Consider the following 16,167-nt stretch of genomic DNA (forward strand, 5'->3'; position numbering starts at 1 on the left):
ATTCGGAAAGCCTCCGGTGGCCAGGTTGTGCGAAGGATCAGCGAGGGCCGAGTTCCAGGGGCTGGGTGCGGATCCACCGGGTCGTGGTCTGCTGCCGGCCCATGGCGATCACGTCGCCGGCGGGGCCGGCCGAGAAGACCCGGCTGGCGGCGGGACGCCGGGAGGCGCCGACACCGCGTTGAACCTCTGCCAGTAGCTGGTTGACCCGCCTTCGCAGGTCCTCCACTTCGGACTGTAGCGCGAGAATATGCCGAATTCCCGCGAGGTTGACGCCTTCTTCCTGGGAGAGATGCTGCACGTACCGCAGCTTGGCAACATCGTACGCCGAGTAGCGCCGGCCGCGCCCGGACGCCCGGCTCGGCACCACCAGGCCGAGCCGGTCGTACTGACGCAACGTCTGCGGGTGCATACCGGCCAGCTGGGCCGCCACCGAGATCACGTAGATCGGCGTCCGGTCGTCCCAGGTCGGCACTTGGCTGAACGGGATACCCATCAGGCGCTCCCGAACAACCCGGCCCGCAGATCAGGATGCTCCGAGGCGGAGTTGAACTCCTGCAGCTTTTCCTTCTGCTCGTCGGTCAGCTCGTGCGGTACCTGCACCTCGAGGGTGAGCAGCAGGTCGCCCTTGGTCCCGTCCCGGCGGACCGAACCCTTGCCGCGGACCCGCAGCTTGCTGCCGTTCGCCGTACCGGCCGGGATCCGGACCGTGACCGGCATGCCGTCCAGGGTCGGAACCTTGATCTCGGCACCCAGCGCCGCCTCGGTGAAGCTCACCGGGACGTTCAGCGTCAGGTGCTCACCCTGCCGGCCGAAGATCCGGTGCGGCTTCACGTGCACGGTGACGTACAGGTCGCCCGCGGGGCCACCACGCTCGCCGGCCGCGCCCTTGCCCTTCAACCGGATCCGCTGACCGTCCTGCACGCCCGCGGGGATGCGGACCTGCATGGTCCTGCTCGACTGGCCGCGGCCGGAGCCGTGGCAGGTCTCGCACGGCTGGTCGACGACCAGACCGCGGCCCTTGCACTCGGTGCACGGCTCGGTCATCGCGAACACGCCGCCCTGGACCGAGGTCTGCATACCGGTGCCTTCGCACTTCAGGCAGACCTTGGGCACGGTGCCGTACTTCGCGCCAGTACCGCGACAGGTCGGACACGGCTCGTCGCTGGTCATCCGGAGCCCGACGGTGACACCGTTCACGGCCTCGGCGAACTCGATCGTCGCCTCGGTCTCGATGTCCTGGCCGCGCCGCGGCCGGGCCGTCGTCGAGGTGGTCGTGGTCCGGCCACCGCCGCCGAACATCCCGCCCAGGATGTCGCCGAGCCCGCTGCCACCGCCCTGGCCGCCGCGGTTGAACAGGTCGCCGACGTTGAAGTCGAAGCCGCCGCCCTGGCCACTACCACCCGGCATCCGGAAGCCGCCGCTGCCGAACAGCCGGCGCGCCTCGTCGTACTCCTTGCGCTTCTTGGGGTCGCCGACCACGTCGTACGCCTCGGAGACCTCCTTGAACTTGGCCTCCGCCTTGGTGTCGCCGGCGTTGGAGTCCGGGTGGTACTGCCGCGCGAGCTTGCGGTAGGCCTTCTTGATCTCGTCCTGCTCGGCGGTCTTGGAGACGCCGAGAACCTTGTAGAAGTCCTTCTCGATCCAGTCCTTCGTGCTCATCTGGCGCCTCCCCTCCCGTCGCTACTCCGCGGAATCGTCCGCGGGCTTGTCGTCATCAATGTTCTCCACCGGTACGTCGGCCTTGGTGGCGTCGGCCGGCAGCTGTTCGGTCGGCTCCGACACGGCCACCCGGGCCGCCCGCAGGATCCGCTCGCCGAGCCGGTAGCCCGGTTGCATGATCATCGTCGCGGTCGGGCCGTCGACCTCGTCGGAGTAGTTGTGCAGCAGGGCCTCGTGGATCCGCGGGTCGAAGGTGTCGCCCTTCTCGCCGAACTTCACCAGGCCGAGCTTCTCGGTGACCCGCTCCAGCGACTCGGCGACCGCCTTGAACGCGCCTTCCAGCTCACCCGCCTCGCGGGCCCGGCCGATGTCGTCCAGGATCCCGAGCAGCTCGGTGAGCACGCTGCCGACCACCAGCTCGCGGGCCGCCTCGCGGTCCCGGTCGACCCGGCGCTTGTAGTTCACGTACTCGGCCTGCAGTCGCTGCAGGTCCGCCGTACGCTCCGACAGCGCCTCGGTCAGCAGGGCCTCCTGGGCCGACGGACCGATCAGGTCCGACGGGTCCCGCGGCGGCTGCTGGCCACCGGGGCCACCAGACCCACCGGCGCCACCCGGGCCACTGGCGTCGCCGGGGCCGCCCGCCGCGGAAGCCCCTTGCGAGGGCTCCCGCAGCTTGCCGGTCTCCGGGTCGATCCGGCGCTTGTCGCGGATGACGGGCTCGCCGTCGCCGAACTCAGCCCCGGTCGGTCGATCCGTCACTTGTCCTCCGTCTTGTCCTGCGGCCGGTCCTCGTCCACGATCTCGGCGTCGACGACGTCGTCGTCGTTGCTCGAGCTCGCGTCGTCGGCGGTCGCGCCGTCGGTCGAGCCGCCGGCCGCCTGGGCGTTCGCGTACATCGCGGCACCCATCTTCTGGCTGGACTGGGCGAGCTTCTCCGAGGCGGCCTTGATCGCCTCGGCGTCCTCACCCTCGAGGGCCTTCTTCAGCTCGGCGATGCCGTCCTTGACCTCGGTCTTGACGTCGTCGGGAACCTTGTCCTCGTTCTCCTGCAGGAACTTCTCGGTCTGGTAGACCAGCGACTCCGCCTGGTTGCGGTTCTCCACCGCCTCGCGGCGCTTGCGGTCCTCCTCGGCGTACTGCTCGGCGTCGCGGACCATCTTGTCGATGTCGTCCTTCGGCAGCGCCGAACCGCCGGTGACGGTCATCCGCTGCTCCTTGCCGGTGGCCAGGTCCTTGGCGTTCACGTGCACGATGCCGTTCGCGTCGATGTCGAAGGTGACCTCGATCTGCGGCACGTTCCGCGGCGCCGGCGGCAGGCCGGTCAGCTCGAAGTTGCCGAGCGACTTGTTGTCGCGGGCCATCTCGCGCTCGCCCTGGTACACCTGGATCATCACCGACGGCTGGTTGTCCTCGGCCGTGGTGAAGATCTCCGAACCCTTGGTCGGGATCGTGGTGTTGCGCTCGATGATCTTGGTGAACACGCCGCCCTTGGTCTCGATACCGAGGCTCAGCGGGGTCACGTCGAGCAGCAGGACGTCCTTGACCTCACCCTTCAGCACACCGGCCTGCAGGGAGGCGCCGACCGCGACGACCTCGTCCGGGTTCACGCCCTTGTTCGGGTCCTTGCCACCGGTCAGCTCCTTGACCAGGTCGGCCACCGCGGGCATCCGGGTCGAACCGCCGACCAGGATCACGTGGTCGATCTTGCTGACGTCGATACCGGCGTCCTTGATGACGGCCTTGAACGGCGCGCGGGCGCGCTCGAGCAGGTCGTTGGTCATCTTCTGGAACTCGGCCCGGGAGAGCTTCTCCTCCAGGTGCAGCGGGCCGGACTCGGTCAGGCTCAGGTACGGCAGGTGGATCGTGGTCTCGGCGGCGCTGGACAGCTCGATCTTGGCCTTCTCGGCGGCCTCGTTCAGCCGCTGCATGGCCATCTTGTCGCCGGACAGGTCGGTGCCGTTCTTGTTCTTGAACTGGGTCACCAGCCACTGGACGATCCGGTTGTCCCAGTCGTCACCACCGAGGTGGTTGTCACCGCTGGTCGCCTTCACCTCGAAGACGCCGTCGCCGATCTCCAGCAGCGAGACGTCGAACGTACCGCCACCGAGGTCGAAGACCAGGATGGTCTGCTCGGTGCCCTTGTCCAGGCCGTACGCGAGCGCGGCCGCGGTCGGCTCGTTGACGATCCGGTGCACCTTCAGGCCCGCGATCTCGCCGGCCTCCTTGGTCGCCTGGCGCTGCGCGTCGGAGAAGTACGCCGGCACGGTGATGACCGCGTCGGTGACCTGCTCCCCGAGGTACGCCTCGGCGTCCCGCTTCAGCTTCTGCAGCACGAACGCGCTGATCTGCTGCGGGGTGAACTTCTTGCCGTCGATGTCGACGGACCAGTTCTCGCCCATGTGCCGCTTCACCGAGCGGATGGTGCGGTCGACGTTCGTGGTGGCCTGGCGCTTCGCCACCTCGCCGACCAGGACCTCGCCGTTCTTGGCGAAGGCCACCACCGAGGGCGTCGTGCGCGCTCCCTCGGCGTTGGGGATGACGGTGGGCTCGCCACCTTCCAGTACGGCGATGACGGAGTTCGTCGTACCGAGATCGATTCCGACCGCGCGGGCCATGCTCTTACCTCCACGAAGTTGAGTGATGCAGACTCAATGTTGCCTGTTCGGCCGCCTCGGTTCAAATCCGTGACTGAACAAACTTGAGTTCACTTGACTCAACATTGCACACGCCCCAGGTCATTCCCAAGCCCACCCCCTGATTTCGGGGTCGCGACCAGGGTGCGGCCAGGGTGAGCCCTCCCGAAGCAAACGTTTACCATGTCATCCTGGGCCCTGTGAGACTCCGCCCGATGACCGCTGCCGACGCCGCCGCGGTCGTCGCGCTGAACGCCACCGCCGAGGGCCTGGTCGGCCCGCTCGGCGCCGACCGCCTGGACTGGCTCCGGCTGATCGCCGCGCACGCCGTCGTCGTCGACCTGGACGGCAGACCGGCCGGCTTCGTCCTCACCTTCACCCCCGGATCGGCGTACGACAGCCTCGCCTTCGAGTCGTTCACCCGGACGTACGCGGACCGCTTCCTGCTGGTCGACCGGATCGTCATCGCCACCGAACACCGCCGCCAGGGCATCGGCACCAAGGTCTACCGCGCGATCGAACGCTCCGCGAAGCCGTTCGACCGGGTGGTCGCGGCGGTCCCCACCGACACGCCGGCGCACGCCTTCCACACCGCCCGCGGCTACCAGAAGGTCGCCGAACAACGCCTCCCCGACGGCACCCTCACGACCCTGGTGTCCAAGGACCTGACCGGCTGAGCCGCCGGCGTCCCGGCGGCTCGCACCTACGCGCCTGCCCTGCGCCAGGGCACGCGCTGACCTACAGCTGCCGTACGTCGAGCAGCGCCCGGAGCGGCAACTCGTGCCGTAAGCGCGGATCCATCATCCCGTCGACGATGCAGGCTGCGCCGATCCAGCGGGCTCCGCAGTCGTCGACCAGTGCTCGCGCCACCACCGCCGTCGCCCCGGTGTCGGCCCAGTCGTCGACCATCAACACCCGGTCCCCCGGCCGCACCAGCCGCCGCCGGAACCCGAACACCTGCTGGCGATCCTGGTAATCCGGAGCCGTGGTGCGCGAAACCCACCGATCACTGTCAACCGCCGACCCAGCAGCCTTCCGCATCTCCACAAACCCGACGCCGACCGCAGCCGCCGTCAAAGCACCCACCAGGGACCCCCGAGACACCGGCCCCAACACCACGGTCGGCACCTCGTCGTACAGCCCCGCCAACGCCGGCCCGATCTCCCCGAGCAACCGAGCATCGCGCCACCACCCGGTCAGATCGGCGTAACTACTTCACACGCCCCGATCGGTGCTCCACCGAAACGCACTACGCAACCGCGCCTTTGTGTCCATGACTCCAGCATCTAGTAGATGCGCCACATCACGCAGGTGGTTTTCGCGGGCCGCCAGGCGGTCCGGGCTACGCGGGGCGGCCGGCGATGAAGGTTTGGGTTATGAGGGGGACGGCGGGGCGGTAGGCGAGGTGGAGGTAGGACGGGGCCTCGAGGACGGCTAGGTCGGCCTGCGCGCCCGGGGTCAGGTGGCCTACGTCGGTGCGGCGGAGGGAAGCCGCGCCGCCGGCGGTGGCGGACCAGAGGGCTTCGGCGGGGGTCATGTGCATTTCACGGACTGCCAGTGCGATGCAGAACGGCATCGAGGAGGAGTAGCCGGAGCCTGGGTTGCAGTCGGTGGCCAGGGCAACGGTGACTCCGGCGTCCAGGAGGCGGCGGGCGTCGGGGTACGGGGATCTGGTGGAGAACTCGATCGCGGGAAGGAGGCCCGCAACCACGCCGGTGGAGGCCAGGGCGTCTATGTCCGCGTCGGTCAGGTAGGTGCAGTGGTCGGCTGCGGCGGCGCCTACTTCTGCGGCCAGTTGGACGCCGGGGCCTTCGCCAAGTTGGTTCGCGTGGATTCTCGGGTGCAGGCCGCGGGCGATTCCGGCTTCGAGGATCGTGCGGGCCTGGTCTGCGTCGAAGGCGCCGCGTTCCACGAAGACGTCGATCCATTTCGAGTACTGGGCGGCGGCGTCGAGCATCGGGCCGGTGACCAGGTCGACGTACGCGGCGGGCTCCTGGTCGGCTGGTACGACGTGGGCGCCGAGGTAGGTGGTTTCGTCGGTGAACTGGCCGGCGATGCGGAGGGCGCGGGCTTCGTCCTTCACGGTCAGGCCGTAGCCGGACTTGATCTCGACCGTGGTGGTGCCCTGGCGGCGCATCTCGGTGACCAGGCGGGCGACGTTGGCGGTCAGTTGTTCGTCGGTGGCGTCGCGGGTGGCGGCGACGGTGGTGCGGATGCCGCCGGCCGAGTACGGCGTACCGGTCATCCGGGCGGCGAACTCCTCGGCGCGGTCGCCGGCGAAGACGAGGTGCGAGTGCGAGTCGACGAAGCCGGGGATCACTGCGCGGCCGCCGAGGTCCAGCGCGCTGTCGGCAGGCGGTGCATCCCGCCGCGATCCGACCCAGGCGATCGTTCGCCCGTCGATCACCAGCGCCGCGTCGTGCAACTCACCCAGCAGCCCCCCGTGCGCGGGATCGTTGGTCACCAGGGAGCTGATGCCGGTCAGGAGGAGCGACGTCATTGGGTCACCGCTTGGATCGATTTGGTCAGCTGTGCCGCGACGTCCAGTCGAATGTGCTTGCCATCGGCAACCAGATGGTTCCCGGAGACGACGACATCCGAGACATCGGCGGCGGTTGCCGCGAAGACAGCCGCTTCGGCCGCGCCGGCGGGCGCGATGCCTGAGGTGGGCATCGTGCCGGCGGTGCGGACGGTGTTCGTGCGGATTGCTACCAGGTCGGCTCGGGCGCCGGGGTGAATTGTGCCGGCATCCTCGAAGCCGAGGGAGCGGTGGCCGTCTCGCGTGGCTGCCTTCAGGAGTTCGGGGGCGGACCAGTGGCCGCGTTCCTGGGTGGCCAGGCGCTCGTTGAGTTCGACGGCACGCATTTCCTCGAAGAGGTCGATGATCGCGTGACTGTCGGAGCCGAGCGTCAGCGGTGAACCCGCGTCGCGCAGCTGAACCGACGGGCCGATGCCGTCGGCGAGGTCGCGTTCGGTGGTCGGGCAGAAACAGGAGTACGTCGCGGAACTCCCGAGCAGCCCGATGTCGACGGACGTCAGATGCGTCGCATGGACGGCGCTCGTCCGGCCGCTGAGGAATCCGGCCTCGTCGAGCACCTGCGTCGGCGTCCGCCCGTACGCCGCGAGGCTGGCCTCGTTCTCCGCGGCCTGCTCGGACAGGTGGACGTGCAGCGGTACGTCGGGAAACGCCGACGCGACCGCGCCGAGCTGGTCTCGCGGCACGCCCCGGATCGAATGCGCTGCCGTACCGATCACCACATCGTCCGCACCGCTCAGCCGTGCGACGCGCGACGCCCACGCGCTCGCGTCGCCGTCGCTGAAGCGTTGCTGGACCTCGTTGAGCGGCTGATCGATGCCGCCGGCAACGTAACAGGTGTCGAGCAGCGCGATCCGGATGCCGACGTCGCGCGCGGCGGCGATCAGCGCCGTACCCATCGCGTTCGGGTCGTCGTACGGCCGGCCGCCCGGAGCATGGTGCAGGTAGTGAAACTCGCCGACCGCGGTGATGCCGGCGAGCAGCATCTCGCCGTACACGCCCTTGGCGAGCTCGTAGTACGAGTCGGGGGTGAGTGCGGCGGCGACAGAGTACATCTGCTCGCGCCACGTCCAGAACGTGCCGCGCTCGGTCTGCGTGCGGCCCCGCAGCGCGCGGTGGAACGCGTGGCTGTGACAGTTCGCGAGGCCGGGGACGACGAGGCCGTGCAGGACGGTCGCGTCGCCGCGGTCGGCGTTCGGCTCGACCCCGGTGAAGCGGCCGTTGTCCACGCTGAGCAGGACTCGAGAGGCGAGGCCGTCAGGGAGGAGAGCGGTCTCGCACCAGTACGCCGTCACTTCGCGAGGTCCTTCAGTACTGCGGCCAGGGCGTCGACGCCGGCGAGGCAGTCGTCCATTTCGGCGTACTCGGCCGGGGAGTGCGAGATGCCGGTGGGGTTGCGGACGAACAGCATCGCGGTCGGGATGCCGGCGTCGGAGAACACGCCCGCGTCGTGGCCGGCGCCTGTCGGCAGCACCGGGGCGCCGCCGAGTACGTCGGCCAGGCGGTCCCGCAGGCCGGCCGGGAAGTCGACGATCGGGGACACGGATTCGGGGGTGACCTCGAGCGTCGTGCCGTCGCGTTCGGCGCGTTCGGTGGCTTGCTTGGTGATTGCTGCGAGCAACGATTCGAGCGTGGCGGTGTCGGCGGCGCGGGCGTCGAGCCAGGCGGTGACCTGGGACGGTACGGCGTTGGTGCCGTTCGGCTCGACCGACAACCGGCCGAACGTCGCGCGGGCGCCGGCCAGGCGGGCCTGTTTGTTCGCGGCGAGGGCGGTCATCGCGTACGTCAGCATCGGGTCGTGGCGGTCCTCCATCAGCGTCGTACCCGCGTGGTTAGCCTCACCGCCGAATGTGAACCGGTACCTTCCGTGCGGCCAGATGGAACTCGCCACGCCCACTGGTGCCGTGAGTCCTCGTCCTTGCTCCACATGCAGTTCCACGAAGGTCCCCATCCGCTTCAGGAGCGGTGAAGGACCTACCCCAGCCGGATCGATCCCCGCCTTCTCCAACGCTTCCCCGAGCCCGACACCTGAGCGGTCCTTCAGTTGCAGAGCCTTGTCCGCAGACAGGACCCCAGCCGCGATCCGGGACCCCAAGCAAGGCATCCCGAACCGCGACCCTTCCTCCTCCACAAAAGCCCCGATCCCGATGGGCACCCCCGGCTCGAACCCCTCCGCCCGCAACCGATCCACAGCCGCGAGCGCCGACACAACCCCGAGCGGCCCATCAAAAGCCCCACCATCAATCACCGAGTCCAGATGACTTCCGGTCACGATTCCCGGCCGGGCAGCCGGCCCTCCGGCCGGCTCCCCGGCCGGGGTTGGGTAGGAAGCCCCGGACCGGCGGGTCGGGTCGGAAACCCCGGACCGGTAGGCCGCACCGGCATCGACCGGGGTGTGTTCACCGCCCGCGCCGGGAGCCGGCCGGTCGGCCGGCTCTCGGCGCGGTTCCCACCAGGCGATGAGGTTGCCGATGCCGTCGGATTCCACCGACAGGTTGCGGGTGGCGCACTGGTCCAGGAACCAGTGCGTCGCCTCGCGTTCGGTGGGGGTGTAGCCGCCACGGGTGTAGCCGCCTGTCTCCGGGTCACGGCCGATGGCGGACTGGTCCGCCCACAGGGACTCGAAACTCAAGACAGTGGGTTCTTCGACAGCCAGTCCTTCGCGACCGCGTCCGCGCTCTCCTTGCCGACGTCGATCCGCTTGACCAGGTCGGTCAGCGCGTCGGTGGTCAGCTTGGCGTCGACCGCGTTCAGCGTGGCGACGACGTCGTCGGACTTGTGGTCGGTCCGGATCAGCGGAACGATGTTGTTCGGCGGCAGGATGTGCTCCGGGTCCTCCAGCTGGACCCAGCCCTTGTCCTTGATCACGGCCTGCGTGGTGAACAGGTCGGTCACCTGGATCGTGTTGTCCTCCAGCGCCTTGATGCTCAGCGGGCCACCCGCGTCCAGCGTCTTGTAGTCCTTGAAGTCGACGCCGTACTTCTCCTTCATGCCCTTCAGCCCGGCGGTCCGGACCTTGAACTCGGAGCTGCCGCCGGCGACCAGGTTCTTGCCCTTCAGGTCACCGATCGACTTCAGGCCGTACTTGTCCGCGGTCTGCTTGGTGACCACGATCGTGTCCTCGTCGGTGGCCGGCGACATCTCCAGGATCTCCAGGCCCGGCGTCAGCGCCTTCTTCAGCGCGTCGTACGCCTTCTGCGGGTCGGTCTCCGTGGAGTTCTTGTCGAAGTACGCGAGCGAGGCGCCGGTGTACTCCGGCACCAGGTCCACGGACCCGTCCTTGATCGCGGCCATGTAGGTCTCGCGGTTGCCGATGTTCGGCTTCTTCTTCACGTCGATGCCCTTGGCCGCGAGCGCCTGGCCGTAGATCTCCGCCAGCAGCTGGCTCTCGGAGAAGTCGGCGGACCCGACGGTGATGCTCGTCACCTTGGACGGTGCGGGCGAGGACCCCGCGTTGTCGCTGCCGAGCTGGTTGCCCCCACCCCCACAGCCGGCCAGGCCGAGCACCGCCACGCCGGCGATCGCAGTACGGATGAGTGTGGATCTCAACACGAGAGCCTCCAGTGTTCTCGTTCAGCCACCGGCCGGTGCCGATGGATGTATCTCAAGTTCATCAGGTCGGTCGGACAGTTCAGCCGAGTTTCAGCCCCGGCGAGACGGTGAGCCTTCCGATCAGCGCGAACAGGGCGTCCAGCAGCAGCGCGAGCAGGGCCACCAGCAGCGCCCCGGTGAACATCTGCGGGAAGTCGCGCAGCTTCAGCCCGTCGATCACGTACCGGCCGAGGCCGCCGAGCGAGACCAACGCCGCGATCGTCGCGGTGGACACGATCTGCAGCGTCGCGCTCCGCACGCCCGAGATGATCAACGGCATCGCGATCGGGATCTCCACCTTGGTCAGGATCTCGCGTCCGGTCATCCCCATCCCCCGCGCGGCGTCGATCGTCGCCGGATCGACACCTGAGATCCCGGCGTACGTCGAGGCGAGGATCGGCGGGATGCCCAGCGCGACCAGCGCGATCAGCACCGGCAGGAAGCCGATCTGGTTGGTGAGCAGCACCGCGAGCATCAGCAGTCCGAGGCTCGGCAGCGCCCGGGCCGCGTTGCCGGCGTTGATCGCCAGGAACGCGCCCCGCCGGGTGTGCCCGATCCGCAACCCGATCGGCAGCCCGATCAGGACGGACAGACCGAGCGCGGCAAACGTGTACCAGAGGTGCTGGAGGATCCGGGCCCAGATGCCTTCGTTACCGGACCAGTTGAACGGGTCGGTCAGGTACTGCCACATGTCAGACCACCTCCGCCACAGGCCGGGCGACCCGGGCCCAGGGAGTGAGCGCCCGTTGCAAGGTCACCAGTACGAGGTCCGCGAGCAGTGCCAGGGCCAGGGACAGCACCACGCCGACGACGACCGGGGTGAGGAAGTCCTTCTGGAAGCCGAGCGTGAACAGCTCGCCCAGGCCGCCGATCCCGATCACCGCGCCGACGCTCACCATCGAGATGTTCGCGACGGTCACCACCCGGAGCCCCGTGAAGATCACCGGTACGGCGATCGGCAGGTCGACTGCGATCAGCCGGTGCAGAGCGCCGTACCCGACGGCGATCGCGGACTGCCGGACGTCGGGCGGTACCGAACGGAGTCCGTCGATCACGTTCCGGATCAGCAGCGACACCGTATAGATGGTCAGCGCCACGATGATGTTCAGCGTGGACAGGACTTTCGTCCCGAGGATCGCCGGCAGCACGATGAACAGCGCGATCGACGGCAGCGAGTACAGCAGACCGCCGAACGCGATCAGCGGATTCGCCAGCCAGGAGTAGCGCGTCGCGACGTACCCGAGCGGAATCGAGATGATCAGACCGAGGATCACCGGGACGATCGCCAGATAGAGGTGCTCGCGCAACTGTTCCCAGATCAGACCGAGGTTGTCACCGATCCACGTCATGAGCGGAGCGCTTCCGCAACGGATCCTTGGTCGACAACGCCGACGGCGCGGCCTTCGTCATCGACCACGACACCCAATCCGTTCGGGGACGTCAGTACGGCGTCCAGCGCCGCGCGGAGGGAATCGCCACGCTTGAAGACCGCACCCACAGGCTCGATCTCTTCGGACCCGTTCCGCCAACCGACCGGTACGCCGTCGTTCAGCGCGAGGTCGTCCGGCAACGGCTGCACGGTGAGCTGATCGGTGTAGATGAACGTCAGGGCGCGGTAACCGCGGTCCTGCCCGACGAAGCCGCGGACGAAGTCGTCGGCGGGGTTCGCGAGGAGTTCGGCCGGTGGGGCGAACTGGGCCAGCTTGCCGCCGACCTGCAGGACGGCGACGTTGTCGCCGAGCTTGATCGCCTCGTCGATGTCGTGCGTGACGAACACGATCGTCTTGCCGATGTCGCGCTGCAGCCGGAGCAGCTCCTCCTGCAGCTGGTGCCGCACGATCGGGTCGACCGCGCTGAACGGCTCGTCCATCAGCATGATCGCCGGATCGGCCGCCAGCGCACGGGCGACGCCGACTCGTTGCTGCTGGCCACCGGACAGCTGGGCCGGATACCGCTCGGCCAGCTTCGGGTCCAGGCCGACGCGTTCGATCAGCTCCATCGCCGTAGCGCGGGCTTTGCGCTTGTCCCAGCCGAGCAGCTTCGGCACGGTCGCGATGTTGTCCACCACGGTCTTGTGCGGGAACAGCCCGGCGTTCTGGATCACGTACCCGATCCCGCGTCGCAGGGTGACCGCGTCCTGGGAGTTGATGTCGGTGCCGTCGATCGAGATCGTCCCGCTGGACCGCTCGATCGTCCGGTTGATCATCCGCAGCGACGTGGTCTTGCCGCAGCCGGAGGGCCCGACGAACACGGTGATCTGGTTGCTCGGGATCCGCAGGGACAGCGTGTCGACGGCGACGGTGCCGTCCGGATACCGCTTGGTGACGTCCTCGAACTCGATCATGGCGCCCCTTCGCGCTCGTTGGTCGCCCGATTGACCCTAGCGGACCGAGAGACCGAAGCCACGCGATCCGACGGTTTCTCGGTCCGTGGAAAGTCCCCGTGAAAGTGCACTGTAACGGTCGAGATACTGTGAGTTGTCAGGACTCCCGCATCGGGATCCTGACCCCCTTCTCGTCCGCCACCTCGACGGCTTTGTCGTAGCCGGCGTCGACGTGCCGGATGACACCCATCGCCGGGTCGTTGGTGAGGACCCGCTCCAGCTTCTGCCGGGCCAGGTAGGTGCCGTCGGCAACCGACACCTGGCCGGCGTGGATGGACCGGCCGATGCCGACGCCGCCGCCGTGGTGGATCGACACCCAGGACGCGCCGCTGGCCACGTTCACCATCGCGTTCAGCAACGGCCAGTCCGCGATCGCGTCCGAGCCGTCGAGCATGCCTTCGGTCTCCCGGTACGGCGACGCGACGCTGCCGGTGTCCAGGTGGTCGCGACCGATCACGATCGGGGCCTCGAGTTCACCGGAGGCCACCAGCTCGTTGAACCGGAGTCCGGCCTTGTCCCGCTCGCCCTGGCCGAGCCAGCAGATCCGGGCCGGCAGACCCTGGAACGCGACCCGCTCGCCGGCCAGCTTGATCCAGCGGCTCAGGTGCTCGTTGTCCGGAAAGAGATCGAGAATCGCTTGATCGGTGCGGGCGATGTCGGCGGGGTTGCCGGACAGCGCGGCCCACCGGAACGGGCCCTTCCCTTCGCAGAACAGCGGCCGGATGTACGCCGGTACGAAGCCGGGGAACTCGAACGCCCGGGTGTACCCGGCCTTGCGCGCCTCGTCCCGGATCGAGTTGCCGTAGTCGAACACCTCGGCGCCCGCGTCCTGGAACTCGACCATCGCCTGGACGTGTTTGGCCATCGACTCCTGCGCGCGCTCGGTGAACCCGGCCGGGTCCTTCTCCCGCGCGGTCGCCCAGTCCTCGAACTCGACGCCGATCGGCAGGTACATCAGCGGGTCGTGCGCCGACGTCTGGTCGGTCACGACATCGATCGGCGCGCCCCGCTTGAGCAGGTCCGGCACGATCGTCGCGGCGTTGCCCAGAACGCCGATGGACAAGGGCTTGCGCGCCTTCTTGGCCTCTTCCGCGAGTTGAAGCGCTTCATCCACAGAGGACGCCCGTACGTCGAGGTACCGGTGCTCGATCCGGCGCTGGATCCGCGACTCGTCGACGTCGATGCAGATCGCCACGCCGTCGTTCATCGTCACCGCGAGCGGCTGCGCGCCACCCATCCCGCCGAGGCCGGCGGTGAGCGTGATCGTACCGGCCAGCGAGCCGCCGAACTTCTTCTCGGCGACCGCACCGAACGTCTCGTACGTACCCTGCAGGATGCCCTGCGTGCCGATGTAGATCCACGAGCCGGCCGTCATCTGGCCGTACATCGTCAGCCCCATCGCCTCGAGCTTGCGGAACTCCTCCCAGGTGGCCCAGTCGCCGACCAGGTTCGAGTTCGCGATCAGCACCCGCGGCGCCCACTCGTGCGTCTGCATGACGCCGACCGGACGGCCGGACTGAACGAGCATGGTCTCGTCGTCCTTCAGCGTGGTCAGCGTACGGACCATCGCGTCGAAGGAGTTCCAGTCGCGGGCAGCCTTGCCGGAACCGCCGTACACGACGAGCTCGTCGGGGTGCTCGGCGACCTCCGGGTCGAGGTTGTTCTGCAGCATCCGCAGCGCCGCCTCCTGCTGCCAGCCGCGGGCGGTCAGGGTGGTACCGCGGGGCGCGCGGACAGGACGTGGTCCGGACATGGGTGATCCAGCCTTTCTAGAGGAGCGGGCCGGTGACGGCCTCGGTCGCTTCGATGTAGGTGCCATTAGCAACGAGTTGTACGGAGTGCTCGAGCTCGGGGGCGAGGAACCGGTCGGTGGCCGGACCCTCGACGTACTGCCGCAGCACTGCTTGCGCGGCGGCCGTCGCCGGAGCCGGGGTGAGCGGTGCGCGCAGGTCCAGGGCCCGCGCGGCGGTGAGGATCTCGATCGCGAGTACGCGCTGTAGACCGTCGATCGACTTGCGCAGCTTGCGCGCCGCGGACCAGCCCATCGAGACGTGGTCCTCCTGCATCGCACTGCTCGGGATCGAGTCGACACTCGCTGGTACGGCGAGCCGCTTCAGCTCGGACACGATCGCGGCCTGGGTGTACTGCGCGATCATGTGACCGCTGTCGACGCCCGGATCGTCGGCCAGGAACGCGTTCAGGCCGTGGTTGCGCGCGACGTCGAGGAAGCGGTCGGTACGGCGTTCGCTGATGCTGGCAAGGTCCGCGACGGCGATCGCGAGGAAGTCGAGCACGTACCCGATCGGGGCGCCGTGGAAGTTGCCGTTGGACTCGACCCTCCCGTCGGGTAGGACGACGGGGTTGTCGATCGCGGCTTGGAGTTCGCGTTCCGCAACTGACGCGGCGTGCGCTGCGGTGTCGCGGGCGGCGCCGTGGACCTGGGGCGAGCAGCGGAGCGAGTACGCGTCCTGGACACGGTTGCAGTCCGGGCCGCGGTGGCTGGCGACGATCGCGCTGTCCTTGAGGATCGCGCGCAGATTGGCCGCGGCCCTTGCCTGACCAGGGTGCGGTCGCAGGGCCTGCAGGTCCTCGGCGAAGACGCGGTCGGTACCGAGCTGGGCCTCGACGCTCATCGCGGCGGCCAGGTCGGCGGTCTTGAACAGCCGGTCGAGATCGGCCAGCGCGAGGACCAGCATGCCGAGCATGCCGTCGGTCCCGTTGATCAGCGCGAGGCCTTCCTTCTCCGCGAGCACGATCGGCTGCAGACCGTGCTGGGCCAGGGCCTCGCCGGCGTCGAGAAGGTTGCCGTCGGCATCGCGGACCTTGCCCTCGCCCAGGATCGCCAGCGCGACGTGGGACAGCGGCGCCAGGTCACCCGAGCAGCCGAGGCTGCCGTATTCGTGCACGACCGGCGTCAGATGCGCGTTCAGCAGACCGGCGTACGCCTGGGCCGTCTCGACCTTCACGCCGGTCCGGCCGGTGGCGAGGGTGGACAGTCTGAGCAGCGCGAGCGCGCGGACGACCTCAGGCTCGACCTCGGGGCCCGAGCCGGCCGCGTGCGAGCGGATCAGGCTGCGTTGCAGCTGGGTGCGGAGCTCCGGCGCGATGTGCCGGGTGGCGAGTGCGCCGAACCCGGTCGAGACGCCGTAGTGCGGGGTGTCCGCGTGCGCCAGCGCCTCGATCGCGGCGCGCGACTTCGCGATCTCCTCGAGGGCCTGGTCGTCGATCCGTACCTGAGCGCCGTACCGCGCGACCGCGACCACCTGGGCCGGGGTCAGCGGGCCGATGCCGACATTCACTGTGTGTTCCACCCGAACATTGCACCGCGCCCGATCGGCCCGGGACAGCATCGCCGTACTACTTTT

Annotated in this window: 15 protein-coding genes; 1 reads left to right on the top strand and 14 read right to left on the bottom strand. The window is 68.8% G+C overall.

Going from position 1 to position 16,167, the window contains the following annotated elements; all coding sequences use genetic code 11:
* Positions 1-37 precede the first annotated feature (37 nt).
* The 4 genes from FB475_RS13710 to dnaK are packed head-to-tail and all read right to left on the bottom strand — an operon-like array spanning position 38 to position 4,274.
* Positions 38-493 (bottom strand): heat shock protein transcriptional repressor HspR, encoded by a 456-nt coding sequence (locus FB475_RS13710; RefSeq protein ID WP_141856009.1) that lies wholly within the window; start codon positions 491-493, stop codon positions 38-40.
* Positions 493-1,659, bottom strand: coding sequence for a molecular chaperone DnaJ (gene dnaJ, locus FB475_RS13715; RefSeq protein ID WP_141856011.1), 1,167 nt, complete (start codon positions 1,657-1,659; stop codon positions 493-495). The genes FB475_RS13710 and dnaJ overlap by 1 nt, the downstream gene beginning before the upstream one ends.
* A gap of 21 nt (positions 1,660-1,680) precedes the next feature.
* Positions 1,681-2,418: a nucleotide exchange factor GrpE gene (grpE, locus tag FB475_RS13720; protein ID WP_141856013.1), complete on the bottom strand. Its 738-nt coding sequence runs from the start codon at positions 2,416-2,418 to the stop codon at positions 1,681-1,683.
* On the bottom strand, positions 2,415-4,274 hold the full coding sequence (gene dnaK / locus FB475_RS13725; RefSeq protein WP_141856015.1) for a molecular chaperone DnaK: 1,860 nt from the start codon (positions 4,272-4,274) through the stop codon (positions 2,415-2,417). Before dnaK ends, grpE begins: the two co-directional genes overlap by 4 nt.
* A 233-nt stretch (positions 4,275-4,507) precedes the next feature.
* Between dnaK and FB475_RS13730 the strand changes: the two genes are divergently transcribed.
* The gene (locus FB475_RS13730; RefSeq protein WP_141856017.1) at positions 4,508-4,969 is read left to right on the top strand and encodes a GNAT family N-acetyltransferase; all 462 of its coding nucleotides are present in this window, start codon (positions 4,508-4,510) and stop codon (positions 4,967-4,969) included.
* A 61-nt stretch (positions 4,970-5,030) separates the two neighbouring features.
* Here the strand turns inward: FB475_RS13730 and FB475_RS13735 are convergent, their stop codons facing one another.
* The 10 genes from FB475_RS13735 to hutH form a co-directional block, all read right to left on the bottom strand.
* The gene (locus FB475_RS13735; protein WP_272952081.1) at positions 5,031-5,420 is read right to left on the bottom strand and encodes a phosphoribosyltransferase family protein; all 390 of its coding nucleotides are present in this window, start codon (positions 5,418-5,420) and stop codon (positions 5,031-5,033) included.
* A gap of 214 nt (positions 5,421-5,634) precedes the next feature.
* On the bottom strand, positions 5,635-6,792 hold the full coding sequence (hutI, locus tag FB475_RS13740; protein WP_141856019.1) for an imidazolonepropionase: 1,158 nt from the start codon (positions 6,790-6,792) through the stop codon (positions 5,635-5,637).
* Positions 6,789-8,123: a formimidoylglutamate deiminase gene (locus tag FB475_RS13745; RefSeq protein WP_141856021.1), complete on the bottom strand. Its 1,335-nt coding sequence runs from the start codon at positions 8,121-8,123 to the stop codon at positions 6,789-6,791. The genes hutI and FB475_RS13745 overlap by 4 nt, the downstream gene beginning before the upstream one ends.
* Positions 8,120-9,460, bottom strand: a complete 1,341-nt coding sequence (locus tag FB475_RS13750) for an allantoate amidohydrolase (RefSeq protein ID WP_141856023.1) — start codon at positions 9,458-9,460, stop codon at positions 8,120-8,122. The genes FB475_RS13745 and FB475_RS13750 overlap by 4 nt, the downstream gene beginning before the upstream one ends.
* Positions 9,457-10,380, bottom strand: a complete 924-nt coding sequence (locus FB475_RS13755) for an ABC transporter substrate-binding protein (protein WP_141856025.1) — start codon at positions 10,378-10,380, stop codon at positions 9,457-9,459. The genes FB475_RS13750 and FB475_RS13755 overlap by 4 nt, the downstream gene beginning before the upstream one ends.
* A 79-nt stretch (positions 10,381-10,459) precedes the next feature.
* Positions 10,460-11,110: an ABC transporter permease gene (locus FB475_RS13760; protein ID WP_141856027.1), complete on the bottom strand. Its 651-nt coding sequence runs from the start codon at positions 11,108-11,110 to the stop codon at positions 10,460-10,462.
* 1 nt (position 11,111) lies between these two features.
* Entirely contained in the window at positions 11,112-11,768 is a 657-nt protein-coding gene (locus FB475_RS13765) for an ABC transporter permease (protein WP_141856029.1), read from the bottom strand.
* Entirely contained in the window at positions 11,765-12,763 is a 999-nt protein-coding gene (locus FB475_RS13770) for an ABC transporter ATP-binding protein (RefSeq protein ID WP_141856031.1), read from the bottom strand. The genes FB475_RS13765 and FB475_RS13770 overlap by 4 nt, the downstream gene beginning before the upstream one ends.
* Positions 12,764-12,899: 136 nt before the next feature.
* Positions 12,900-14,555: a urocanate hydratase gene (hutU, locus tag FB475_RS13775; RefSeq protein ID WP_141856033.1), complete on the bottom strand. Its 1,656-nt coding sequence runs from the start codon at positions 14,553-14,555 to the stop codon at positions 12,900-12,902.
* 16 nt (positions 14,556-14,571) lie between these two features.
* Positions 14,572-16,152, bottom strand: a complete 1,581-nt coding sequence (gene hutH, locus FB475_RS13780; RefSeq protein ID WP_141856035.1) for a histidine ammonia-lyase — start codon at positions 16,150-16,152, stop codon at positions 14,572-14,574.
* Positions 16,153-16,167 lie beyond the last annotated feature (15 nt).

It is taken from the genome of Kribbella jejuensis (assembly GCF_006715085.1).
Lineage (GTDB): Bacteria > Actinomycetota > Actinomycetes > Propionibacteriales > Kribbellaceae > Kribbella > Kribbella jejuensis.